General features: G+C 70.2%; 18 protein-coding genes. 6 read left to right on the forward strand and 12 right to left on the reverse strand.

From position 1 onward, the window contains the following. Nucleotides 1-7: 7 nt before the first annotated feature. Nucleotides 8-529: a hypothetical protein gene (locus tag AB4Z01_RS07845; protein WP_441692215.1), complete on the reverse strand. Its 522-nt coding sequence runs from the start codon at nucleotides 527-529 to the stop codon at nucleotides 8-10. 38 nt (nucleotides 530-567) lie between these two features. On the opposite strand from AB4Z01_RS07845, the gene AB4Z01_RS07850 reads away from it, so the two are divergent. Then, nucleotides 568-1,332: a hypothetical protein gene (locus AB4Z01_RS07850; protein ID WP_441692216.1), complete on the forward strand. Its 765-nt coding sequence runs from the start codon at nucleotides 568-570 to the stop codon at nucleotides 1,330-1,332. A 51-nt stretch (nucleotides 1,333-1,383) separates the two neighbouring features. Here AB4Z01_RS07850 and AB4Z01_RS07855 read toward each other — a convergent pair whose 3' ends face one another. The 11 genes from AB4Z01_RS07855 to tssA all read right to left on the reverse strand — a co-directional run bounded on the left by AB4Z01_RS07855 (nucleotide 1,384) and on the right by tssA (nucleotide 16,019). Beyond that, entirely contained in the window at nucleotides 1,384-2,562 is a 1,179-nt protein-coding gene (locus tag AB4Z01_RS07855; protein WP_441692217.1) for a M23 family metallopeptidase, read from the reverse strand. A gap of 185 nt (nucleotides 2,563-2,747) precedes the next feature. After that, complete coding sequence (locus AB4Z01_RS07860) at nucleotides 2,748-4,013, reverse strand: ImcF-related family protein (protein ID WP_441692219.1); 1,266 nt, start codon at nucleotides 4,011-4,013, stop codon at nucleotides 2,748-2,750. A gap of 33 nt (nucleotides 4,014-4,046) precedes the next feature. Then, nucleotides 4,047-6,143 (reverse strand): type VI secretion system Vgr family protein, encoded by a 2,097-nt coding sequence (locus AB4Z01_RS07865; protein WP_441692220.1) that lies wholly within the window; start codon nucleotides 6,141-6,143, stop codon nucleotides 4,047-4,049. An 11-nt stretch (nucleotides 6,144-6,154) separates the two neighbouring features. Further along, the gene (tssH, locus tag AB4Z01_RS07870; protein WP_441692222.1) at nucleotides 6,155-8,800 is read right to left on the reverse strand and encodes a type VI secretion system ATPase TssH; all 2,646 of its coding nucleotides are present in this window, start codon (nucleotides 8,798-8,800) and stop codon (nucleotides 6,155-6,157) included. Next, nucleotides 8,800-9,891, reverse strand: coding sequence for a type VI secretion system baseplate subunit TssG (gene tssG, locus AB4Z01_RS07875; protein WP_441692223.1), 1,092 nt, complete (start codon nucleotides 9,889-9,891; stop codon nucleotides 8,800-8,802). The genes tssH and tssG overlap by 1 nt, the downstream gene beginning before the upstream one ends. Continuing rightward, nucleotides 9,855-11,741, reverse strand: coding sequence for a type VI secretion system baseplate subunit TssF (gene tssF, locus AB4Z01_RS07880; RefSeq protein ID WP_441692224.1), 1,887 nt, complete (start codon nucleotides 11,739-11,741; stop codon nucleotides 9,855-9,857). The genes tssG and tssF overlap by 37 nt, the downstream gene beginning before the upstream one ends. Beyond that, on the reverse strand, nucleotides 11,741-12,247 hold the full coding sequence (gene tssE, locus AB4Z01_RS07885; RefSeq protein WP_429232266.1) for a type VI secretion system baseplate subunit TssE: 507 nt from the start codon (nucleotides 12,245-12,247) through the stop codon (nucleotides 11,741-11,743). The genes tssF and tssE overlap by 1 nt, the downstream gene beginning before the upstream one ends. A gap of 67 nt (nucleotides 12,248-12,314) precedes the next feature. After that, on the reverse strand, nucleotides 12,315-12,848 hold the full coding sequence (locus AB4Z01_RS07890) for a type VI secretion system tube protein Hcp (protein ID WP_429232265.1): 534 nt from the start codon (nucleotides 12,846-12,848) through the stop codon (nucleotides 12,315-12,317). Nucleotides 12,849-12,948: 100 nt separating this feature from the next. Then, nucleotides 12,949-14,451, reverse strand: a complete 1,503-nt coding sequence (gene tssC / locus AB4Z01_RS07895) for a type VI secretion system contractile sheath large subunit (protein WP_441692226.1) — start codon at nucleotides 14,449-14,451, stop codon at nucleotides 12,949-12,951. Between the two features lie 2 nt (nucleotides 14,452-14,453). Then, nucleotides 14,454-14,999: a type VI secretion system contractile sheath small subunit gene (gene tssB, locus AB4Z01_RS07900; protein WP_441692227.1), complete on the reverse strand. Its 546-nt coding sequence runs from the start codon at nucleotides 14,997-14,999 to the stop codon at nucleotides 14,454-14,456. Nucleotides 15,000-15,035: 36 nt separating this feature from the next. Further along, entirely contained in the window at nucleotides 15,036-16,019 is a 984-nt protein-coding gene (tssA, locus tag AB4Z01_RS07905; protein WP_441692229.1) for a type VI secretion system protein TssA, read from the reverse strand. Between the two features lie 295 nt (nucleotides 16,020-16,314). Between tssA and tssK the strand changes: the two genes are divergently transcribed. Genes tssK through tagF form a run of 5 tightly spaced genes read left to right on the forward strand, consistent with a single transcriptional unit; the run spans nucleotide 16,315 to nucleotide 24,809 of the window. After that, nucleotides 16,315-17,652 (forward strand): type VI secretion system baseplate subunit TssK, encoded by a 1,338-nt coding sequence (gene tssK / locus AB4Z01_RS07910; protein WP_441692230.1) that lies wholly within the window; start codon nucleotides 16,315-16,317, stop codon nucleotides 17,650-17,652. A gap of 27 nt (nucleotides 17,653-17,679) precedes the next feature. After that, on the forward strand, nucleotides 17,680-19,152 hold the full coding sequence (gene tagH, locus AB4Z01_RS07915; RefSeq protein WP_441692232.1) for a type VI secretion system-associated FHA domain protein TagH: 1,473 nt from the start codon (nucleotides 17,680-17,682) through the stop codon (nucleotides 19,150-19,152). Next, nucleotides 19,145-20,443: a type IVB secretion system protein IcmH/DotU gene (icmH, locus tag AB4Z01_RS07920; RefSeq protein ID WP_441692234.1), complete on the forward strand. Its 1,299-nt coding sequence runs from the start codon at nucleotides 19,145-19,147 to the stop codon at nucleotides 20,441-20,443. The genes tagH and icmH overlap by 8 nt, the downstream gene beginning before the upstream one ends. 14 nt (nucleotides 20,444-20,457) lie before the next feature. Beyond that, nucleotides 20,458-24,060: a type VI secretion system membrane subunit TssM gene (gene tssM / locus AB4Z01_RS07925; RefSeq protein ID WP_441692235.1), complete on the forward strand. Its 3,603-nt coding sequence runs from the start codon at nucleotides 20,458-20,460 to the stop codon at nucleotides 24,058-24,060. Then, complete coding sequence (tagF, locus tag AB4Z01_RS07930; protein ID WP_441692237.1) at nucleotides 24,042-24,809, forward strand: type VI secretion system-associated protein TagF; 768 nt, start codon at nucleotides 24,042-24,044, stop codon at nucleotides 24,807-24,809. The genes tssM and tagF overlap by 19 nt, the downstream gene beginning before the upstream one ends. The last annotated feature ends 55 nt before the right edge of the window (nucleotides 24,810-24,864 follow it).

Genomic DNA, 24,864 nt, shown 5'->3' on the forward strand with positions numbered 1-24,864 from the left:
GGCTCGGCTACCAGACCGGCGGCAGCTCGCTGATGACCAGCACGGCCGGCACCGGTCGATCGGGCGCTTCGACCGAAGCGACCCAGATGGCATAGGGACCGTTGCCAGGAGAGGTCAGCGTCATCACCGGGTTGACGCCCCCTGCCTCGCTGTCGTCGGTGCAGAGCCATTGCCCGGCGGGCGTGTGCACCACCAGCGCCGTGTCCGTGCCCGCCGCGACGTAGAAATTCACCGGGCCGTGGACGTCCTCGAGATCGATGGTCGCATCGGGGCGTTCCGGCGTGATGTTGCCGACACAGTCGGCGGCCAGGCCAACGACCGAGCTGCGCCCGCCCGCCAGCACGCCGATCGGCAGGGGATCGGTCCGGAACGCGCCGGTCAGGGTGGCAGCCAGATAGTATGGCCGGGCTGTCGGATCCGGCGCCGACGCCGAAGCCGGTGCGGACGCGATCTGCTGTGCGATCGCGGCTGGTGCCGTCAATAACAGGAAGAAAAGAACCGCAAAGGCGCGTTTTGCGATTGGCATCATGGCCTCCAGGTCGGGGCTGTTCTCGGCGAATATGCGATGTGATCTGGAGGCGGGCCAGAATTCACCGGCATTTCGGTCTGGATACGATCATGCCAATTCCGCATGCTCTATCGCGGCTGCGCCGGGGGCAGGATGCGAGACTTTTGCGACCCACCTTCGAGAAGGCGCTGCCCATGTCTCCGTTCAAGCCGCCGATGATCGTGCTCGGTCTGGGCCTGCTGTGCACCGCCTGCGCCGATCGCCTGCCGGACCCGAAGCCGTTTTCCCATTTCGGCAAGGGGCCCGAGGCCACAGCCGCGGGCACAGTGCCGGTGACGCCCGTCGCGGTCACGACGTTGCCGATCGAGGTCATCGCCCGCAAGGCGCAGTCCTCGCGGGTCACGCTCGACCGTGCGATGGATACGGTGCAGCAGCGGCTCAGCACCCTGAAGAAGCTGGTGATCGAGGCCAGGGCCAATCTCGGCCCGAACGGCACCCCGGAGCAGTATGCGGCGCTGCGGCAGGCGGAACGCCAGGTCCGGCGCGGCATGGTGCAGGCCCGGATCTCCACCGGCGACCAGGCCGCCGGCTGGACCGAGCAGGCGTCGACGATCAACGATCTTAGCGGCCTGATCGTCTCGGTCTCCGGCCTGGTCAACACCATCGGCGACGGGCAGCCGGTTCCCGGGACCACCGCGCAAGCCGGAGAGGCTGCGAAGCCGTCCGATGTCGGCGAGACCGGTGTGTTCACGCCGGTGCAGGCCGTTCCCGTCGCCGCGCCTGCCGCCGCGGCCGGTCCGGTCGCGGCAGCCGGGGCAAGCTGAGCCTCGGATCGATCCCGGAGAGGAGATGGAGGGCGGCTTCGGGCCGCCCTTTCAATTTGAAGCGACGGCGACCAGCATCGATTTCAGCGCCTGCCCGGCCTGCAGGAAGGGCATTGGATCGACCGCTTCCTCCGCGCGCCGGATCTCGTAATGCAGGTGCGGCCCGGTCGACACGCCGGTCGAGCCGAGCTGCCCGATGACCGTGGCCGCCGTCACCTCCTGACCCGCCTCGACCGCAATCGACTGCATGTGGCCGTAGCGGGTGACCAGGCCGTCGGCATGCTGGATCTCCACCATGTTGCCGTAGCCGCCGGCAGGCCCGGCCCGCAGCACGCGGCCGTCGGCGGTGGCGTAGATCGGGGTTCCCGCCGGCGCCACCAGGTCCAGCCCGGCATGCAGGGTGGGAACGCCAGTCACCGGATGGACCCGCCAGCCGAAGGGGCTGGACAGCCGCAAGGGCACGCGCAGCGGCACGGCGAGGGGCCAGCCGGGCAGGCGCGCGGCCAGCGCCCGGGCCTGCGCATCGATCGCATCTGGAGCGAACGGGCGGATCGCGGTGGTGTGATTCCCCGCCAGCGGCGGCAGGTCGAGCTGCTGCACCGTGCGGTCAATGGCGGCGATGGCCACGGCCAGCCGCGCCGTCTGGGTGAAGCGGCGGTCGGCTGCGGCCAGATCGCCCTCATCCGTCGATGACGGGCCGCTCTCCTGGGACGGCGCCTCCGCGACCTGGCGCTGCGGCATCGTTTCGGGGGCGTCCCGAAAGACGGCGATGCCGAGCGCCGCGGTGAAGGACAAGGCGAGGGCCGCCGCGGCGCTGACGGCTACAGGCCGGATGTGGGATTGCGTCCGGGGGCGGGCCGGCGAAGGGATCTCCACCGATTGCGCCAACGTCGGCAGCCGGTCGGGCAGCGCCAGCACCACCGCCCCGCTGCCATGCCGGCCGGCAGCCTCGGCGCGCTGCACCAGCAGCCGGGCGGCGGCATCGGGCGGCAGTCTTTCGAGCAGCAGCGCGGTCCCGTCGACGATGTCGGCGATGGCCGGTGCGGCGAGGATGACGCGATCGCTTGCATCCAGCCGGACGCGGACCGTCCCGACGTTCACCTCTTCGGTGATGGGGACGAGGCCGGCCCGGCCCAGGCGATGAACGCTGCCTCCGCCCAGCCGCAAACACAGCAGATGCGGCGGCCGCAACAGGACGATCATTGCCGAGACGCCGGTCTTCCGCTGCATGATGCGCGCCAGCTGCGCCTCATCAGGGGCACTTTCGAGCGCGGTGAGAGCCTCGACCAAGCCTCGGTATCGCGCATTCCCGGCCGCGACTACGGCCCAGAGCCCGATCTCGGGGCGGCAGAGGCACGTGGCTCCGGCAGTGCCGGCGGCGATGCCGGGGGGCTCGGCAATAACGTCCCGCGGCATCAGTCGAGAGCCCCGGCCGGCGGCGCGGCGTCGGCCGGCATGCTGCCGGCGGTAGCGACGAAGCGGCGAGTGGCGTCGTCGAGCAGCGGGGCGCCTTGCAGCTCCGCACCGTCGAGCCAGGCATAGCGGCGGTCGATCGCGGTCCACAGGCGCAGGCCGCCGAGCTTCCGGGCCAAGGCCGCGAGAGCCGCGTCATCGCCCTGGCCGTGGTCGAACAGCGTGGCCCGGCGGGCGGCAACGGCGAGGCGCAGCAGCGGTCCCTGCGACCGGGTCAGTGCGGCGAGCAGGCGCGTCGCCGTCTCCGGATCGGTAGCGGGAACCAGCGCGAGGTCGTCCTGCAGCCCGTCCCAGGCGCGGGCTACGTCGTCGAGATAGAGCGCCAGCACCGACGCAGTCAGGTCGCCGCCGCCCGACGGCGCCGCGCCGAGCACCCAGTCGTCAGAGCCGAGCGAGGCGGACAGATCCATCAGCCCCGGCACGACCACCCGGTGGAAGCCGTCGGCGGTGAGCAGCCCGGGAATCGGCGTGGCCAGCGAGGTGCCCGACCGGCGCCGCACCGCCCAGCTGTCCGTCCCGAGCACGAGGTCGGCGCGGAAGGGCGGCAGGGCCTGGGCCGCGTCCGAGGTGCGGATCGCGGCATAGGCCCGGGCCGACAGCGGCTCGTCGCGCAGGCGAGCCCGGATCCGCCCCACCACCGCCATGTCCAACGGCGGAGCGAGGCGCGGCTCGGCCGCCCGGGCGCGGTCGAGCTGCACCAGCAGAGTCTGTCGCATCTGATCCGGGGCGGTCATCGACCAGTCGGTCGACGCCCAGAGCCGGATCAGCCCGTCCTGCCGTGGCCCGGTGCCGGCGATGGCCAGCGCCGCCTTCAGCCCGTCGAAGGCGAGGTCCGAGGTGATGTCCGGCCGATCGATGCGGGCCAGGATCCGCTGCGCCAAGCGGCGCAGGAACGCGTCCCGCAGCAGCGCGTGGTCGAGCCCGGCGGTCGCGGCGGCGAGGTCCTCCAGCGGTGCGGCGTTCAGGCTCAGCCGCCGCCACCAGGGCAGGGGGGCGAGGTCCGCCAAGGGCGAGGCGGCCAGCGCATCGAGGGCGGGCAGCGCGGCCGCGGGCTCGTCCGGCGCCGCGTCAGGCGCGGGCGTCGCCGCCTGTGCGCTCTCGATTGCGGCCTGCGCCTGGTCGGCGACGCGCCGGTTCGAGACATGGATCGCCGCCAGGCCGCCGAGCAGGGCCAGGATGCAGCCCGCGATGGATACCCGACGGCGCATGGCGCTCACCCCTTCGTGTCCTGGGACATGGCTCTACACGGCGCCCAAAACTTTGCTGCTGGGGCTGTCCTCTCCGATGCCGGGCTCGAGGCCCTGCCTCGTCTCCATGCTCAGCTCCAGCTTGGCCTTGGCGGCCTCCTTCGGTGGCCGTCCGGGCAGGATCGGCGGAAAGGATTCGGCCTTGTCGGTGGTGATCATCGAGAAGCCGTTGGCGAGGATGATCAGGCCGTCCGGGCCGAGTTCCATGAGCTGCCATCCCTTCTGGCTGTTGACCAGGAATCGGATCCTGTCCGGCGTGACCTCGATGCGGGAGCTCTCCTCCCCGGGAAGGGACGGCATCGGCGATGTCTTTTCCTCCGTGGCCGCTCCGGTGGTGAGGACGAACTTCTCCGTGACATCGACGGCGTGCTTTTGCAGGACCTTGACGTTGTACTGCCTCTGCGCCTGCAGATAGACCTCCTCGCGGTCCTGCTTGTCCTCGAAGCGCAGCTCGTTATAGGCGTTGACCGCGCCGCGGTCGGTGTGTGTCCGGAAGGTCGAGCGCGTCTTGTCCGCCGGCAGGGTCTCGGGCGGCAGATTGGTGGCGTTGTAGACGACCCCGGTCACCAGCGGCCAGTCGGGGTTGCCGTGGATGAAGTCGACCACGACCTCCTGGCCCTTGCGCGGGATGATCAGGCCGCCGAAGCCCTTGCCGGCCCAGCTCTGCGCCACCCGGATCCAGCAGGAGCTGTTCTCGTCACTCTTGCCCTCGCGGTCCCAGAAGAACTGGACCTTGATGCGGCCGAGCTTGTCGGTCGTGATCGTCTCGGCCTTGGGGCCGACCACGACGGCGGTCTGCGGCCCCTGGATCACCGGCGCCGGCGTGCGGCGCAGCGAGCGGTACTGTGTGGTCGCCGGGATGATCTCGACCATGCTGCGGTAGAGGAAGCGGTCGCCCTTCGCGTCGACGGCGTTCTCCCCGGCACCGCCGACCTCTCCGACCTCGCCGACGACCGTGAACTCGTTCCCAACCGCCAGAAAGCGCTCGGTGGGCTTGGGGCGGGAATCGACGTCGCCGTAGTAGAACGGGTTCGCCGCGGTGAAGATCGCCCCGGTCGTGATCTGCCGTGCCGTGCTTTCGACCCGCGCGCGGTAGGCGTTGCAGGCCAGCTCCTCGGCCCGGATCGTGGCGTAGAAATCGCCGTCCTTCTTCTCGATGTAGCGGCCCGGATAGACGAAGGTCTCCTGCGTCGGCGAGGTGCCGGCGGCCGTCGACGTCTTCGTCGCCGTCACCGGTGCGACCGGCGAGCCCCCGGGACGCCGGGAGGCGGCGCCGCCCGCCAGGGTCTTGCGCGGCGGGATGCCGCCGACCTTCACGGACGGGACGCGCGCCACGGCCTCGAGATTCGCCGTCGGCTTCTCGTGGTCGTAGTCGTTGAAGACAACCCTGTCCGGCTGCATCGACACCATCTCCTCCCAGCGCAGGATCAGGTCCTCCTGGTGCAGGTTCCGGGCTGGCCGCAGGTTATGGTGAGTCTCCACCACCTGCGGCGTGCACGGCTTGTGGCTCGAGGCGTTGTCGACCAGCACCAGGTCGTGCCGGTTCTCCGCATGCTCGAAGTAATAGTAGATCCCGTCCTGCTCCATCAGCCGGCTGACGAAGGCCAGGTCGGTCTCGTCGTACTGGACGCAGAAGGGGCGCCGCGGCAGCCGCCCGGTGGGCCGGCCCTTGAAGGTTCCTTTATGCTCCTGGAAAATCTGGGTGATGATCTCGAGGCTGGTCTTGTTCTGGAAGATCCGGCTGTTGCGACGATAGTCGAGCAGCGACAGCCAGGGTCGCACCTCCGCCACGTAGTTGAGGCGCTCGGTGTCGTCCAGGCCAAGATACTGGAACCGGGTGACGATGCCGTGGAAGAACCGCGTCGCCGTGCCCTTGAGCTTGAGGCCGACGGTCAGGCTCTGGCCGGGCACCTTGGCAAAGGTCTGGATCGGGTCGGGGCTGGCGAGCGTCACCTCGTAGACGAAGGGCTCGCCCAGCCGCTCGACGCCCCTCAGCCGCCGGAGATAGACCTCGTTCAGCTGGAAGGCGGCCGAGGTCACCGCCGCGAAACGGTTGTCCTTCAGCAGGCTTTCGATCGTCGACAGGGGCATGGTGATGTCGCCTAGTCACTGGGCTGCAGGGATGCGGCGGGAAGGCCGCCGTCGAACTGGTAGTGGAAGGTGTCGTCCCGCACGCCGATATGCAGCGCGCCGACCGGGCGGCCGTCCCGCTGCTCGGCCAGGATGTGCCGGCTGACCGCCGGCAGCAGCGTGCTGGTCAGGATGGCGTCGACCATGCGCCCGCCGCTGTCGACCTGGCGGGCGCGCCGGGCGATCAGCTCGGCCACGGCGTCGTCGCAGGTCAGCGGCACCTTGTGGGCCTGCATCATCCGGTCGGCGATGCGCTCCAGCCGCAGGCGGACGATGCGGTCCAGCATGCCGTCGCTCAACGCGTAGTATGGGACGAGCGTCATGCGGCCCAGCAGGGCCGGCGGGAAGACCTCGCGCAGCGGGCGGTGCAGCGCGCTCTCCAGCACCTCCGGTTCCGGCCGCGCCTCGGCGGCGCACAGCCGGGCGATCTGCTCGCCGCCGACATTCGAGGTCAGCAGGATCAGCGTGTTGCGGAAGTCGATCTTGCGGCCCTCGCCATCCTCCATCACGCCCTTGTCGAAGACCTGGAAGAAGATCTCGTGGACGTCCGGATGCGCCTTCTCGATCTCGTCGAGCAGGATCACCGCATGCGGCCGCCGCCGCACCGCCTCGGTCAGAACGCCGCCCTGGCCGTAGCCGACATAGCCGGGCGGGGCGCCCTTGAGCGACGAGACCGTGTGCGCCTCCTGGAACTCGCTCATGTTGATGGTGATCAGGTTGCTCTCGCCGCCCAGCAGGGTCTCGGCCAGCGCCAGCGCCGTCTCGGTCTTGCCGACGCCGGACGGGCCGCACAGCAGGAAGACGCCGATCGGCTTGGCGGGGTCGTCCAGGCCGGCGCGACTGGTCTGCACCCGCTGGGCGATCGCCTCCATGGCATGATCCTGGCCGACGACGCGCCGGCCCAGCGCGTCGGCGAGGGACAGCAGGGTGGTGGCCTCGTCCTTCAGCAGGCGGCCGACCGGGATGCCGGTCCAGTCCTGCACCACGGCGGCCACGGCGTTGCGGTCGACCCGGTCGAGCACCAGCGGCGCCTCCTCCTGGATCTCGCGCCATTCGCCGTCCAGCCGCCGCAGCTCGGCCGGATCGGCATCGCCGTCGGCGCGCAGCGCGGCCCGGGCCCGCTGGATCTCCTCGACCAGGCCGCGCTCGGCCTGCCAGCGGACATCGAGCCGCGCCGCTTCCTGCCTGGCCTCCTCGAGCGTCTCTTCCACCTCCGCCCGGCGCTCGCCGACATCGCCGCCATCGGCCTCCTCGCGGCCGAGCATCTCCAGCTCCAGCGTCAGGGCGTCGATCCGCTGCCGCTCATGCTCCAGCCGGTCGGGGCGGGCATGGCGGCTGACGGCGACCCGGGCGCAGGCGGTGTCCAGCAGGCTCAGCGACTTGTCCGGCAGCTGGCGGGCGGGGATGTAGCGCCGCGACAGCGCCACTGCCGCCTCCACCGCCTCGTCCAGGATCTCGACGCCGTGATGCTTCTCCAGCGCCTGCACCATGCGGCGCATCATGGTGACGGCCTGCGGCTCGTCCGGCTCGGCCACCGGGATGGCCTGGAAGCGCCGGCTCAGCGCCGGGTCCTTCTCGATGTACCGCTTGTACTCGGCCCAGGTGGTGGCGCCGATGGTCCGCAGCGTGCCGCGGGCCAAGGCGGGCTTCAGCATGTTGGCGGCGTCGCCGGTGCCTTCCTGGCCGCCGGCGCCGATCAGCGTGTGCGCCTCGTCGATGAACATGATCACCGGATGCGGCGCCGCCTGCACCTCGGCGATGACGTCGCGCAGGCGCTGCTCGAACTCGCCCTTCACCCCGGCACCGGCCTGCAGCAGGCCGAGGTCGAGCGCGTGCAGGGCGACGTCGCGCAGCGGCGCCGGAACCTCGCCGGCGACGATGCGCAGGGCCAGGCCCTCGACGATCGCGGTCTTCCCGACCCCGGCCTCGCCGGTCAGGATCGGGTTGTTCTGCCGCCGCCGCATCAGCACGTCGATGATCTGCCGGATCTCGGGGTCGCGGCCGATCACCGGGTCGAGCTTGCCGGCCCTGGCGCTCGCGGTCAGATCCACGGTGTAGCGCGCCAGGGCGCCCCCGCGACTGCCCGCTGCCGATGGCGTCGCCCCGTCGGCGGCTTCCAGCGGCGCCTGCGCGGCCGTGGCCTCGGGCGAGCCACGGGTGATCGCCTCGAAGCCGTCGCGCAGCCGGTCCAGCGCCAGTTTGCCGAATTCGGGGGAGATCGCGAGCAAAGCGTGGCTGAGCGGGCGGCTGGACAGGCAGCCATAGAGCAGATGGCCGGAGCGGATGCGGTCGTCGCCGAAGGCCAGGGTCGCGACCAGCCAGCCCTCCTGGGTCGCGTCCTCGATGTGCTGCGACAGGTCGGAGACGGCGGTGGCGCCCCGCGGCAGCTTGTCGAGCGCCCGGGTCAGGTCGCGCGCCAGAATGCCCGGGTTGACGCCGAAGTTGCGCAGGATCCGCCCGAAATCGGACTCGGCGACCTCGTTCAGCTGGTGCAGCCAGTGGACCAGCTCGACATAGGCGTTGCCGCGCAGCTTGCAGAACGCCGTGGCGCTCTCGATCGCGGCGTAGCAGGGCGCGTTCAGCTTGCTGAACAGGTTCCGGCGGCTGATGCCCGTCATCACGGACTCCACGAGGCTGTTTCGGGGGATGCCGCGTCCGTCGGGCCAGGAAGCGGCGGGGTCGTCGTCAGGTCGTCGGCGTGGCGGCGCGAGCGGCGCTTGCCCATCCACCCGGTCCAGCCCAGCCGGCCGCTGCGGCCCAGCCGGACCGCCGGCACCTCGTCGCGGCGCAGGACCAAGTTGACCTCCCAGTCCAGCTCGTCGCCGATGTAGTTGCGGACGGTCTGGGCCATCTTGTCGAGGCCGGGGGCGCCGGGCAGCAGCCGCTCGTACTGGGCCAGCTCCAGCGGGCCGATGACGATGCGGAAGCGGTGGTGATAGACCTGGATCCGGGCACCGGCGGTGGCGGTGCTGCCCAGCGTGCCGGTACCCGGGTCGCGGCCCAGCACGCACAGCGCGTCGCGCGGCAGCTGGACCCATTTCGGCACGAATTCGCGGATCTCGACCGGCGCGGCGAAGAAGCTGGCCAGGATGGCCCCCAGCCCTTCGGCGTTGCGGGTGTGCGAGGCCAGCCGGCCGGTGAAATGGACCTTGGCCAGGTCGGGCATGGCGTCCCGGTCCTGCAGCGACTCCATGCCGAGACCGGCGAGGGCGCCGAGCTGCAGGGCGAAGCGGTCCTGCTGCGGCCGGTCGTGGCTCACCGTCGGCTCGCTCTCCGCCCAGGCGCGGAAGAACAGCGAGGCCATGCGGTGGTGGAAGATGTCGGCGAAACGGACCAGCGTCTCGTCGCCGGCGTTGTGCTGCCGCATCTGGGCGTATTCGGTCAGGTGCAGCGGCAGCGGCCCGTTCGACCCGAACAGCCCGAAGACATAGGTGGCCAGCCGGGCGGGGCCACCTTCCTCATCGGTCTCGGTCAGGCCCGCGATCGGCCGGGTCGGAAAGGCGAGCGCCGGCTGCTGCCCGATCCGCACCGGGTCCGAGCCCGGCCGGCTCGACTCGCCCAGCCGCGGGCGGTCCGGGCTGAGGGCATCGATCCGCCGCAGCGCCTGGAAGACGTCGAAATCGTGCGGTTCGGCGGCGACCGCGCTGAAAAAGCTGGTGAGGGCGTCCGGCATCAGACCACCGCCCGGCGGCCGATCATCGGCGGCCATCGCATCACCTCCCCGCGCTGCAGGGTCGACAGCACCATCTCGGTGAAGCCGTTGATCGAGACATACTTGGCGAAGAACAGGTTCAGCACCGAGGCCAGCGGGAAGGTGCCGACGCCCTCGAAAGCCGCCTCGTCCAGGGTGACGCCTATCTCGATCCCGCGCGCCACCGCGGCCTGCCCGCCGCCCGGCAGGCGCCGGACCACGGCCTTCGACCGGACCTCCCGGATGCCGTCGATCTGCCGGGTGGCGGAGGCGTCGTCCGGGTCGACATAGAGACGCAGCAGCTCGCGCAGCGCCTCGGCGCCCTGATGGTCGGCCCGGTCGGAATTGGTGATCGACAGGTAGTTCAGCGACAAATGGCTGATCAGCTTCCAGGCGACGTCGCCATTGGCGAAGGACGGTCGCGGCCGGCTCGGCAGCGACAGGCAGCGGACGCTGGTCACCGGGGCGCCGATCTCGAGCGTGAAGTCGGTCTCGCCCCGGCCGACCGGCAGCAGCAGCGGCAGGTCCCGGTTCGAGCACAGGCAGCGCAGCGACAGCTGGCGCAGATCGGCGGAGTAAGGGGCCGCCTGGCGGTCGACCAGCGAGACGAAGGTCTCGCTGCCGATATAGCCCGTGCGGGTGCCGTGCAGGCGCTGGTGCTCGGACAGCAGGCGCTGCTCGCGCCGCACCGTGTAGTAGCTGGAATGCTGCTCCCGCCGCCCGTGTTCATGGATGCTGTAGAAGGGCAGGAACGGCAGCGGGGCCGCGTCGTTGCTCTCACCCTCGCCGCTCATCTCCAGGATCGAGTGCAGCTCGATGTCGAGCGGCCGGATCCGGTCGACAACCACATGGTGCTCGTATTGCTTGTCGCTGACATGGATCCGGTCGGCCTGGCGCTCGAACAGGTTGACCGCCGGGGTCGCGAACAGGGCGATGTTCTGGGGCCCTAGATGGCGCTCCAGCCGCGGCTCGGCGCGGCCGAGCGCGAACACGATCTCGAGCTCCTCGGTGGCCGAGAGCGCCACGGCATTGGCCAGCCCGCCGAGCTCGACGAACAGGGTCCGGTCCGCCAGGGCGAAGTATTCCTGCAGCAGGCGGTAGCCGTCGAAGGAGCGCGGGACCTCGGGCAGCAGCGACGACCCCGGCTCCAGCCCGACCTGCCGCAGCGTCTGCCGTGGTATCGTCTCCTGCCAGGGCACCGGCCGGCTCAGCGGCCGGGCGACGATGGCGCGGGTGTCGGCGACCAGCTGCTCGGCCAGGATCGCGCCGATGCCGCCGGGCCCGGTCAGATGCAGCGTCAGCGCCTTCAGCGCCAGCTTGTTGAAGGGCAGCCCGTTGGTGGTCCGCAGCCGCAGTCGCAGCGCCGCCTTCACCGCCTGCCGGCCCGGCAGGTGCAGGGCCGACAGCTGTCCCGGCGTCGCATAGTAGTCGACCCCGCTGACCACGACCGGCCACAGCTGGACGTCATGGGCGGTGCGGAACTCGCAATGGGTGACCGCGCCGGGGGCGAGCTGGCTCAACAGCTTGGTCCCGCGCGGCACCAGGTACCCGTTCTCCAGCCGCCCGGCCTCCGGGTCCGGCTCGAACCGGACGATCGCCATCGACGGCACCGGCGGCAGGAAATGCGGGTAGACCAGCTCGAGCAGGTGCTGGGTGAAATCCGGGAAGCGCGACTGGAGCTTCAACTGCACCCGCGCCGCCATGAAGGCGAAGCCTTCCAGCAGCCGTTCGACATAGGGGTCGGCGACCTCGGTCGTCTCCATGCCGAGCCGGCCGGCAACCTTCGGGAAGGAGCGGGCGAACTCGGCGCCCATGTCGCGCATATAGGCGAGCTCGTCATTGTAGAGGCGCAGCAGCCGGGGATCCATCAACTGGCCTCCGCGCGCATCTCGACGACGCGGACGACGTCGAGCTCACGGTCGACCTCGGTGCGCATCACCATGCGCAGCGGCACCGGATGGGCCCAGAGATCGGCTTCGATCTTGAAATGGAGCGAGCCGATGTCCTGACCGTCCTCGATCGCCGTGACCCTCAGGCTGTCGGGCAGCAGCCGCGGCTCGAAGCGGTGCAGGCTGGCGACGATCTCCTGCCGCAGCGCGCTGGCATCGACGCCTTCGCGGATGTGCCCGCCCAGCGGCCAGATGCCGTAGTTCAGCGTGCTGGATGCGACATGGGGATAGGCCTGCAGGTCCACGGTCGCGGCCAGCTGGTTGGTGTTCAGGAGCCACGAGATGTCGCGCAGGATCACCTCCCGCAGCTGGCGCACCGAGAAGCTGCGCCGGTCCTGCGCTTCGGTCGCGCTGCGCGGCTGGTCGTCGGTCAGCCGGTCGAGAAGCGACGGCTGGACCAGGTCCCGCTTGACGGCTCTGGCCATGATTCACCTGGGTGGGAAGGATCGGGGGAAGGGCGACCGGCCGGGGCACCGGCCGGTCGCGAACCCGTCAGGCGACGAGCTTGGTGAAGTCGGTGCTGTTGGCGATCTGGTTCCAGATGCCTTCGCCCTGCTTCGTCAGGGCACCCTTGTCGTTCTGCTTGTAGTAGATGACCTTGCAGGCGCCGAACCGGAAGGTGACCGTCTCCTCCGGCGCCTCCTCGGCGTAGGACCACTCGACCTTCTCCACGGCCAGCATGTTGAAGGTCCAGTGCAGGAACAGGTTGGTGCCGGACGTGCTGGTGCCGGAGCCGGTCGCCTTGAACAGCTTCAGGTCGACATTGCTGAAATGGGCGCCGCGGCCGCAGGCCACATACAGGTGGGGCGAGGCGGTATCGACCTGCTTCTTGACGGTGAAGACCTCGAACTCGGCCTTGCCGGAGCCGGCGCCGCTGGTGTGCGGGCCGATGTTGAGCTTGTTCTCGAGCGAGAAGCTCCACTCATCGGCCAGCGTGATGCCGTCCTTCAGGATGAGGGATTCACCCTTGGGCTGAATGCCGTCCTTGGATGCTGCCGTGAACACCATGACTGCGTCGAACGCCATGTTCGTCTTCCTTCATCTGGTGGTTTGGAATGGGGTTGAAGTCTCTCGGGAGTGATCAGCCGTGCCGCATGCGACCTCCTTCCGCCGATGGAGCGGATCGTCAGGCCTTGCGGGCCGACGGCAAGCGCGACACCAGCCGCAGCGAGATGGTCAGGCCCTCGAGCTGGTAATGCGGCCGCAGGTAGAACCGGGCGGTGTAGTAGCCAGGGTTGTCGGCGACCTCCTCGACCTTGACCTCGGCCGAGGACAGCGGCTGCTGCGCCTTGCTCTCCTCGCTGCCCAGCTCAGGCGACGGGTGGACGTAGCCCTGGATCCACTGGTTCAGCCACTCCTCGACCTCGTGCCGCTCCTTGAAGGTGCCGATCTTGTCGCGGACCATGCACTTCAGGTAATGGGCGAAGCGGCAGGTCGCGAAGATGTAGGGCAGCCGGGCGCTCAGCTCGGCATTGGCCGAGGCGTCCGGGTCCTCGTATTTGATCGGCTTATTGACGGTCTGGGCGCCGATGAAGACGCCGAGATCGGTGTTCTTCCGGTGCAGCAGCGGCAGCAGGCCGTTCTTGGACAGCTCGGCCTCGCGCCGGTCGCTGATCGCGATCTCGGTCGGGCATTTCAGGTCGACGCCGCCGTCGTCGCTGGGGAAGGTGTGGACCGGCAGGTCCTCGACCAGGCCGCCGGATTCGACACCGCGGATCCGCGACAACCAGCCATACAGCTTGAACGATCGGGTGATGTTCACGCCCATGGCGTAAGCGGCGTTGGTCCATAGATACTTGGAGCTGTCGCCGCCGTCCGACTCCTCCTCGAAGGCGAATTCATCGACCGGGTTGGTCTTGGCGCCATAGGGCAGGCGCCCCAGGGTGCGCGGCATGGTCAGCGCCACGTAGCGCGAGTTCTCGCCGTCGCGGAACGACCGCCAGGCGGCGTGCTCCGGGGTCAGGAAGATCTTGGTGATGTCGCGCGGATTGGCCAGCTCGCGCCACGAGTCCATCTGCAGCAGATGCGGCGAGGCGGCGGAGATGAACGGCGCGTGGCTGGCGGCCGCGATCTGCGACACCGCCGACAGCAGCTCGACATCCGGCGGACTGTGGTCGAAGTAATAGTCGCCGATCAGGCAGCCATAGGGCTCGCCGCCGATCTGGCCGTACTCCTCCTCGTAGATCTTCTTGAACAGCGGGCTCTGGTCCCAGGCGATGCCCTTGTACTTGCGCAGGTTGCGGGACAGCTCCTTCTTCGAGATCGGGAAGACGCGGATCTTCAGCGTCTCGTCGGTCTCGGTGTTGAAGACCAGGTGATGCAGGCCGCGCCAGGCCGATTCCAGCTGCTGGAACTCCTCATGGTGCAACACCTCGTTGATCTGCGCCGACAGCTTCTCGTCGATCGAGGCGATGATCGACTGGATGGTGTCGACGACGTCGTCGCTGATCACCGAGGTGTCGCGCAGGGCCTGCTCGGCCAACGTCCGGACGGCGGTCTCGACCGCTTCCTGGGCCTGGTCCGACCGGGTCCTGAACTCGCGCTGCAGCAGGCTGGCGAAATCGCCGGGATCGACCGTGGTGGCCGGGGCGGCCTGCGCCTCGGCGGACCGGGTGACTGCGGACGACATGGTCAGTTCTCCTCCGTCTCTGGGGCCGGGGACGGAACCGTGTCCGGCTGGTCCTTGGGGTTGGGCGCGTGGCCGAGGGCGCTGAGCAGCGTGGGGTCGGCGAGCAGCCGGGCGACCAGCTCCTCGGCGCCGTTCTTGCCGTCCATGTAGGTCAGGAGGTTGGACAGCTGCGTCCGCGCCTCGAGCAGGCGATTCAGGCTGTCGACCTTGCGGGCCACCGCCGCCGGCGAGAAATCCTCCATGCTCTCGAAGGTCAGGTCGACCGCGAGCTGGCCTTCGCCGGTGAGCCGGTTCGGCACCCGCAGCGCCACCCGCGGCTTGATGGACCGGAGCCGATCATCGAAATTGTCGATGTCGATCTCCATCATCTTGCGATCGGCCACCGGCGGCAGTGCCTCGGTCGGGTTGCCGGCGAGGTCGGACATGACGCCGACGACGAAGGGCAGCTGGACCTTCTTGTTCGAGCCGTAGGTCTCGACGTCGTATTCGATCTGGACCCGGGGCGCCCGGTTGCGCGCGATGAATTTTTGACTGCTGGCCTTTGCCATCTCTTCAATTCTCCTTGTGTGGGGCGGCTCCGGTCGTCAGGGGCTCTCGTCGGCCGCCAGGCCGGCGATCGAGCGGTAATGGGCGGCGCCCTCCGGCGCGAGCTCCAGGAGCAGAGCCATGAAGTCCTTGGAGACCAGCCGCTTCGCCCGTTCCAGCAGGGCCGGCACCGGGCTGGCCGGCTCATTCGCCCGGTACCAGCGGCAGATCCGGTCGAGCGATCCGATGACGTCGTTGCGATCGCGGATCTCGCCGGTCAGGGCTGTGGGGGCCGTCGCTCCCTGCGGCGTCTCGGCTGCCGGCGCGGCGCTGGGCCGGTGGGCGTCGACCAGCTCCTTGGCCTGGTGCAGCAGGGCGATCAGCGGATCGAAGCGGACCGCCTCGGTGATGTCGACGCGCTGCTTGATGCCGGCATCCAGGCGGATCGCGGCGGCCAAAGCGGCGTCGAGATCTGCGCCGGCCCGGTCGAGCCGGCCGGGATCGGTGTCGCCGAAGGCACGCTCGACGGCTGCGAGGTCGATCTCGCCGGGCCGCTGCGCCTCGATGCAGTCGCGCAGCGTGAAGTTGCCGAACTGCCGCGACGCGGTCAGGGGTACCTGGCGAATCTCCGCCATCAGCCCGGCCGGGTCGCAGAGATTGGCCAGGGTGTTGAGGCGCACGGTCTGATCGTCGCCATCCTCCGCATCCGGCCGCGGATGCAGGTTTGGCCAGAACTGCTCGACATAGCCTGCGAGCAGCTCCAGCCCCCCGCGAAGGCCGGTGAAGCCGGATTGGTTGAGGGCCGAGCGCGCCAGCAGCACCCCGATGCGCAAATCCTTGGTGCGGCCGGCGAGGTCGAGGCCCAGGCGCCAGACCTCGCGCCAGTCGGGGGGCTCCTCGGCCACCACGGCATCGCCGATCTGCTGGCCCGGCTTGCCCTGCGACGCCATCTCGAGCTCGAGGAAGCCCAGATCGTAGTCCAGGGCCTCGCCGCACGCGTCGCTGTCGTCGACCGGCTTCAGCAGATGATCTGCGTCGAGCATGACCATGTCCGTCACTACGGCTTTCCGGTTCGCGCCGCCTTCGGGTCCCGGCAGTAAAGCCAAGAAGATCCGGGGGAAGGGGCGGTCGTTCGATTTCGGAAATCTAGCGAAGCCTTGGCGCCGCACTGCATGCGCGATTGATATGCGGGCATGTTGCGGCAGGCTTGCCGCATCCCGATCCCGAATGCCCGGATATCAACTGCGCATGTAAGGGACGCGCCGGATGCCGTCAGAGTGTCCGCATCCCTGATCGCTGGCCCGTACCCGGGCGGCCTCGGATGAAGCGGAGCGCAGGATGTCTTGGGACAACAGGGTCGTCTGGTCGGAAGGGCTGTTCCTCCGGCCGCAGCATTTCCAGCAGAGCGACCGCTATGTCGAAAAGCTCGTCCGCAGCCGCACGGCCGCCTTGCGCGGCTATGGCTGGGGCGTCACCGAGCTGCGGCTGAACCGTGAGCTGCTCAGCCTCGGCAAGATCGCGATCGAGACGGCCCGTGGCGTGATGGAGGACGGCACGCCGTTCAGCATCCCCGACGACGCCGACCAGCCCACCCCCTATGAGGTGCCGGAGCATCTGCGGGATTCGCTGATCCACCTGGCCGTGCCGCTGTATCAGCCCGGGGCAGTCGAAACCGACGGGCGCGCGGCGACCGACGTGCCGATCCGCTTCGCCGTGGCGGACCAGGACCTGGTCGACACCAATGCCGGCGAGCGCGACGGCGCCTCGATCGAGGTGGCGCGGCTGCGCTTCCAACTGCTGCCGGACGGTGCGGACCGGGCCGGCTTCTCCTGCCTGCCGATCGCCCGGCTGGTCGAGGTCAGGGCCGACCGGCAGGTCGTGCTCGACGACACCCATATCCCCCCGACCATGGACTGCGCCGGCTCCCGCATCCTCGCCAACTTCATCACCGAGATCACCGGCCTGCTGCATCACCGCGGCGAGGCCCTGGCCGCCCGGGTGTCGCAATCGGGCACGCGCGGCGTGGCCGAGATCGCCGACTTCCTGCTGCTGCAGGCGATCAACCGTTACGAGCCCTATTTCTCCCATCTCTCCGCCGCCGCGGTGGTGCATCCGGAAGCGCTGTACGGCCTGATGGTCCAGCTCGCCGGCGAGCTGGCCACCTATGCCCGGACCGAGAAGCGGCCGCCGGCCTTCGGCGGCTACAGGCACGAGGACCTGGCGCTCAGCTTCCGGCCGGTGATCCAGTCGATCCGATCCTCGCTCAGCGCCGTCCTGGAGCAGACGGCGGTGCCGGTGCCGCTCAAGCAGCACAAATACGGCGTCCACATTGCCGAGGTCGCCGACCGCTCGCTGTTCACGACCGCGACCTTCGTGCTGGCCGCCCGCGCCGATGTCGAGGTCGACCGGCTGCGCCGCGAATTCCCGACCCAGATCAAGATCGGCCCGGCCGAGAAGATCAAGGAGCTCGTCAACGTCGCGCTGCCAGGGATCATCATCAACCCGCTGCCGGTGGCGCCGCGTCAGATCCCCTTCCATGTCGGCGTCACCTATTTCGAGGTCGATCAGCAGAGCCCGTTCTGGAAGGACATGCGCCATTCCGGCGGCCTGGCGCTGCATGTCGCCGGCGACTTCCCGAACCTCGAAATGGCGCTCTGGGCCATCCGTGGCCAGTAGCAACCCGCAACCGACCAGGTGTCCCCCATGGCCCTCGTCCTACGCGTAGACAGCCCGGACTCCAGCCTGCCCGAGACCGTCGGAGCCGACGGTCTGGTCGAGGCCGAGGACGCGCTGACCATCGGCCGGGCCGATGACAACGGCCTGGTCCTGCGTGACGCGCAGCAGACCATCTCCAAGCACCACTGCTCGATCGAGCCGGCGCAGGGCCGCTTCGTCCTGATCGACCGCAGCCGCAACGGCACCTTCCTGAATGACGAGTCGGAGGCGCTGCCGCGCGAGGTGCCGGTGGCGCTCAAGGCCGGCGACGTCATCCAGATCGGCAGCTACCGCATCGACGTCATCGCGGCGCCGGGCTCGACGCCGCCCGTGGTCGAGGCCGACGAGCCGGAACGCACCGCACCGCCGGCGGAGGAGCTGAGCTTCCTCGGCACGGTCCAGATGGGCCCCTCGCTCGGCGGCGGCATCACCAGCCGGCGCGAGGAGCCGCTGCTCGGCGAGATCGACGGCGACCTGCTGCCGGCCTCGGGCTTCGGCCCGCCGCGGGACCCGCCGGCGGACGACTGGGCGGCGGTTCGCAAGCCGGCCGCCTCCTATGCCGACCACGTGCCGGAGCACGCCGTCGTCTTCGTGCAGCCGAGGTCGGGCGTCGAGGCGATCCCCGACGACTGGGACATCATGGCCGAGCTCGGCGTTGCTCCGACGGCAAAACCCGCGCCGGCCTTCACCCGGGTCGACACCGTCAGGCCACCGGACGACGACGACATCCTCGAGGCCCCGCCGCCATCGCAGCCGGAGGTGCAGCCTGCCCCACCACCTCGCCCGGTGGCGGATCAGCCTGCAGCCCCCGGCGGCGACGCCGATCGCGCCGTGGCCGCCTTCCTCGCCGCCTGCGGCCTGTCGCCTGCGGATGTCGGCGCGGCCGACCTCACGACCATGATGGATCGGGCGGGGCGGATGCTGCTGCATTCCGTCGCCGGGCTGCACGGCATCCTCTCGGCCCGCCAGCTGGCGAAGCAGGAATTCGGCATCGAGCGCACGATGATCGAGCGCTCGGGCAACAACCCGCTGAAGTTCACGCTGGACGCGAAGGAGGCGATGCACACGCTGCTCTGCGTCGAGATCCCGGGCTTCATCCGCGGCGACGCGGCGGTCGAGCAGGCCTTCTCCGACATCAGGGCGCATGAGGTCGCCATGCTGGCGGCGCTGCAGGAGGCGCTGCGCAGCGTCTGCGACCGTCTGTCGCCGACCTCGGTCGAGCGGACGGTCGGGCAGGCCGGCTGGCACTGGCCGGGCACCAGGAAGGCCCGGGGCTGGGACGAGTACCGGCGGATCTTCGACGACGTGGTCTCCGGCCTCGAGAACGACGCGCTCCGCATCTTCGGCGCCGATTTCGCGCGCGCCTATCGCGCCGAAACCTCGCGCCCGCGGGGACCGGAACGCAAGGACACGGATGGCAGCGCCCGTCCGGAAGGAGAAGGGCTGGATGGCGATGACTGAGGAAACCGTCCTGCTGCCGCGGGGGCCCGCCCGCCCCAATCCGGGCGGGCGGCTGACCCTGGTACCCCCGCCGCCATCCCAGGCCTCGCCGGCCGAGCGGTTCTGGGAGGCGCTGGCGCTCGACCGGCTCGGCCCGCTGGTAGCGGCCGCGGCGGCGCTGCTGGGCCTCTGCGCCCAGCTCAAGAACAGCAGCAGCCATCCCGATGTCGAGGGCCTGCGCCTCCGGGTGCTGCGCGAGATCGACGCCTTCGAGCGCCGGGTCACCCCGCTGGGCCTGGCGCCGCGGGCGATCAAGGCCAGCAAATACGCGCTCTGCGCCACGATCGACGACATCGTCCTGAACACGCCCTGGGGCAGCCGCAGCGTCTGGACCACGCGCAGCATGGTCGGATCGCTGTTCAGCGAGACCTGGGGCGGCGACCGGTTCTTCGACTTGCTGGCGCAGCTGAAGAAGGACCCGGGCGTCAATGTCGACCTGCTGGAGCTGCTCTACTACTGCATGAGCCTGGGCTTCGAGGGCCGGTTCCGGATCGCGCCCCGCGGCGCGTCCGAGCTCAGCGTGCTGCGCGAGGACGTCTACCGCCTGATCCGCGCGGCCCGCGGCGAGTTCGAACGCGACATCTCCCCCCACTGGCGGGGTGTAGCCGCCGCCCGCAAGCTGCTGCGCGGCATCGTTCCCGCCTGGGTGGTCGGGGCGGCAGGCGTGGCGCTGCTGCTGCTGCTCTATGCCGGGCTGCTGTTCGCGCTGAACGGCCGCTCCGACCCGGTCTTCGACGACCTCGCCGCGCTGCCGCCGACCGGTGCGGTCACCCTGGCGCGGGTGGCGCCGCCGCCGCCGGTGATCGTGATGCGCGGCGACCGGCTGCGGCGCTTCCTCGAGCCCGAGATCCGCGAAGGGCTGGTCACGGTGGCCGAGGACGCCCAGCAGATCGTCGTCACCATCCGCGGCGCCGGCATGTTCGATTCCGCCAGCCCGATCGTGAAGAGCCAGTTCGAGCCGCTGCTGCGGCGGATCGGTGAGGCGCTGAACGACCAGCCGGGGGCCGTCCTGCTGACCGGGCACACGGACGCCACGCCGATCCGGTCGCTGGCCTTCCCGTCGAACTATCACCTGTCGCTCGCCCGCGCCAAATCGGTCGGCGAGATCATCACCTCGAAGATGAACGAGCCCGGGCGCGTGCGGGAAGAGGGCCGGGGCAGCACCGAGCCGGTGGCGTCGAACGACACGCCGGAGGGCCGCCAGCAGAACCGCCGGACCGAGATCATCATCAGCAAGTCGACGAATAGTTGAGGGGACGGACGGCCATGCAGTCCATCAAGAGCGCACTCCGGTCGAAATGGCTCTATGTCGGCCTCGGCACCGGGATCGTCTGTGCCCTGATCTTCACGCTCGGGCCGCTGATCTCGATCGCGGGCTTCGCCCCGCTCGACAACCTCAGCAGCCAGATCATCGCGTCGATGCTGATCCCGGTCGGCTACACCGTCACCTACATGATCCAGTCGCATTTCCAGAGCCTCGTGCAGTCGCGGGTCTCGAATGCGCTGACCGGATTCGGGACCGGGCAGACGGAGGAGACCGGCACCGCGCAATCCCCGCGTGCCGGCGGGCGGGACGGAGCCGCGGGCAAGGAGCTGGAGACGATCTCCGGCCGCTTCCGCGAGGCCCTGGGCACGCTGAAGGGGCGCCGCTTCGCCGGGGCCAGCGGCCGGCGCTGGCTGTACCAGCTGCCCTGGTACGTGATGATCGGCCCGCCGGGGTCGGGCAAGACCACCGCGATCGTCAATTCCGGGCTCAGCTTCCCGCTGGCGGACAAGTTCGGCCGCAAGGCGGTCGGCGGGGTCGGCGGCACGCGCAACTGCGACTGGTGGTTCACCGACGACGCCGTGCTGATCGACACCGCCGGCCGCTACATGACCCAGGACAGCGACGCCGAGCAGGACAAGGCCGCCTGGCTGGGTTTCCTTCGGTTGCTCAAGCGTAATCGGCGGCGCCAGCCCCTGAACGGCGTGCTGGTGGCGATCGGGATCAGCGAGCTGACCTCGACCTCCGAGGAGGCGCGGCTCGACCACGCCGCCCGCATCCGCCAGCGCGTGCTCGAGCTGTACAAGGAGCTCGGCCTGCGGCTGCCGGTCTATGTGATGCTGACCAAGAGCGACCTGCTGGCCGGCTTCGTCGAGTTCTTCGACGATCTCGGCCGCGAGGGGCGGGAATCGGTCTGGGGCTTCACCTTCGCGCATGAGCCGGAGCGTGAGGGCGGCTCGATCGAGGCCTATGAGGCGGAATACGACGCGCTGGTCGGCCGCCTGGGCGAGCGCTTGCTGGAGCGGATGCAGCAGGAGAGCGATATCCAGCGCCGGGCCCTGGTGTTCGGCTTCCCGCAGCAGGTCGCCAGCCTGAAGCACCTGACCCATCAGTTCATGCAGGAGGCCTTCGCCCCGAATTCGTTCGAGGAGCCGATCATGCTCCGCGGCGTCTATTTCGTCAGCGGCACGCAGGTCGGCACGCCGCTGGACCGCGTGGTCGAGGCGATGGCGCGGACCTTCGACGTCGCCCGGCCGCCGCGCCCGACATTCGGCGGGCAAAAGCGCAGCTATTTCATCAGCCGGCTGCTGCGCGAGGTGGTCTTCGCCGAAGCCGGGCTGGTCAATGCCGACCCCCGCGCCGAGCGGCGCCGGCGGCGGATCCAATACGGCCTCTATGCCGGGATCGCGGCGGTGGTAGCGGCGGCCGGCATCCTGTGGACGGTCAGCTACCAGCGGAATGTCGACCTGATCGAGAGCGTGCAACTGACCGCCAGCAGCTACGCCGCGGAGGCCAACACCCTGAAGCTCGACCGGGTCGACAGCGCCGACCTGCGGCCGATCGTGCCGTTGCTGCAGAAGCTGCGTGAGATCCCGACCGGCTATGCGTCAGGCGATGCCGCGCCCGACCGCCTCGCCGGCTTCGGCCTGGACCAGAGCGACAAGCTCGGGGTGCAGACGCGGGCAGCCTATCGCCACGCTCTCAACACCCTGCTGCTGCCGCGGCTGGTCCTGCGGCTGGAGACGGTGCTGGCGGAGCGGCAGGACGACCCGGCATTCCTCTACGAGGCGCTGAAGGTCTATCTGATCCTGGGCCAGCAAGGGCCGATGCAGCGCGACGTGGTCAGCAACTGGATGGCGCTCGACTGGGGTGTGCAGTTTCCGGGCGACGCCGATGCCGGGCTGCGCCGCGCGCTGGCCGGCCATCTCGACGCCATGCTGGAAGGCCCGCTGTCGAATATCGGGCTGAACGGCGACCTGATCGAGAAGAGCCGCGCCAAGCTGCAGGGCATCTCGCTCGCCCGCCGGGTGCTCGATGCCGTCGTGGCCAGCCCGGAGGCGGGACGGGAGCCGAGCTGGCGCCTGGCCGACCATGCCGGGCCGGTGGCCGAGGGCGTGCTGACCCGCCGGTCGGGGCAGCCGCTCAGCGCCGGTATCCCCGGCATCTACACCAGCGCCGGCTTCTACGACGCCTTCCTGCCGCTGCTGCCGCAGGTGGCCGACGCCGTCGCCGCCGATGGCTGGGTGCTGGACCCGCAGGCGGCCGCGGCCCCGGCCGGCAGCGACGCCGGCCTGAAGCTGCAGCGCGAGGCGTCGGCGCTCTACGCCCAGGAATTCGCACTGCGCTGGGACCAGCTGATCGGCGACATCGCCATCCGACCGATGCGGACGGTCGACGATTCGCTGCGCACCCTGAACACGCTGGCCGCGCCGACCTCGCCGATCCGCCTGCTGCTGGTCGCGGCGGCGCAGGAGACCAAGCTGGAGCGGCCGCCGGCGCCCGCGGACGCGCCGCCGGCCGGCGACGGCGCCGCCCCGCCGGGCAAGGTGCCGCCGAGCAAGCTCGAGGCGCTGTTCCGGTCGCAGTCGGCAGTGGACACGCCCGAGGGGATCGCCCGGCGCTACCTGAACGATCACTTCCAGTCGCTGCACCAGCTGGTCGATGTGCCGCCGAACAGCCAGGCCGACGCCCAGGCGCCGATCGACAGCGCCATCCGCGACCTCGGCGGCCTGTACCGCTCGCTCAGCGAGATGCAGGGGCTGGGCGGCGGCTCGCTGCAGAAGGGCGACCAGGCGGCCGTCGCGATCCGCCAGATCGAGGCCGGGGCGTCCAGCCTGCCCGAGCCGATCCGGCAATGGATCCTCGGCGTCAGCCGCACCAGCTCGGACCTGTCGATCACCGGCGCCAAGCGCCAGCTGACCAGCGTCTGGAGCAGCGGCCCCGGCGCCCTGTGCCAGCAAGCGACCGAAGGGCGGTATCCCTTCAGCCCCGGCTCCGGCCAGGATGTCCCCCTCAGCGACTTCGCCCGGTTGTTCGGCCGCAACGGCGCGATCGACGGCTTCTTCACGGCGAACCTGGCCCCCTTCGTCGACATGTCCGAAGGGACGTGGAAGGTGCGGCCGGCGGGCAATGTCGATTTCCGGCTCGACCGCGGCACCCTGGCCCAGTTCCAGCGGGCGGCGGCGATCCGCGACAGCATGTTCCAGGATGCCGGTGCGCAGCCCTCGGTCGGCTTCGTGCTGACGGTTGCGGAGACCGATCCGTCCACCGACACGGTGGTGGTCGACATCGACGGCCAGCGGCTGGAAAGCCGGCGGGGCCAGTCCGGGGCGATGCATTTCCGCTGGCCGGCGACCGGCGGTGTCGGCGGAGCCTCGGTCACCTTCACCGGCGATCAGGACGCGACCCTGTCCCGGGCCGGCGCCTGGGGCCTGTTCCGGCTGCTGGACCAGGCGGATTCGCAGCGCCTCGGCGGCTCCGACCGGCTGCAGCTGCGGCTGGCGGCCGGCACCCATTGGGCGACCTTCATCCTCCAGGCCGACAGCGTGATGAACCCGCTGTCCGGCAAGCTGCTGGCGCAGTTCCGATGCCCGCAGGATCTGTGAGCGCCCGGGCGGTGGCAGGGCCGGCCGCAGACCGGCCCTGCGGCTTCTACGGCAAGCTGCCGGCCCGTGCCGATTTCATCGGCGCCGGGCTGCGGCCCGAGACCGTCGGCCGCTGGGACGCCTGGCTGCAGCAGTCGCTGGCCGCCGGCGAGGCCGCGATCGGCGCCGACTGGGCCGAGCTGTTCTTCGTCGCGCCGCTGTGGCGTTTCATCCTGCCCGCCGGCGCCTGCGGCCGGTTCACGCTGATCGGCGTGCTGATGCCCAGCGTCGACGCGGTCGGGCGCTGCTTCCCGCTGATGCTGGGGCAGGAGATCGAGCGGCCGGTCGATCCGATCGGGCTGATGGCGGGCAGCGGCCCCTGGTTCGCCGCCGCCGAGGCCCTGGCGCTCGACGCCCTGGGCGAGGGTTTCGACCTCGCCGAACTCGGCCGCGACCTGCCGCCCTGGTCGGTCGTCCACAGCGCGGCAGTCCCTCAGTCCCCGCCCCGGGAGAACGGGTCCGGCACCTGGGTCGAGCTGCCGATCGCCTCGGCGGCACCGGCTGCGGTCGCGGCACTGGCCGGGCGCGGGGCCATGTGGTGGACCACCGGCGCCCGGCATGTGCCGCCGGGCGTGGCGGTCAGCGCCGGACTGGTCGCGCCGGATGGCTTTGCGGCCCTGGTCGACGGCCGCTGGGCACGGCACGGCTGGTCGGTCAGGCCGCCGGCCGGCGGCGAAGCCAAATCCGCCGAATGGGACCGGGACCTGTGAGGATCGGCAAAACCCATCCCGCATCCGAGTTCTTCAACCGTTTTGTTCAAGAGAG

Source organism: Inquilinus sp. YAF38, assembly GCF_052113205.1.
In the GTDB taxonomy this organism is placed as follows: Bacteria; Pseudomonadota; Alphaproteobacteria; order DSM-16000; family Inquilinaceae; genus Inquilinus.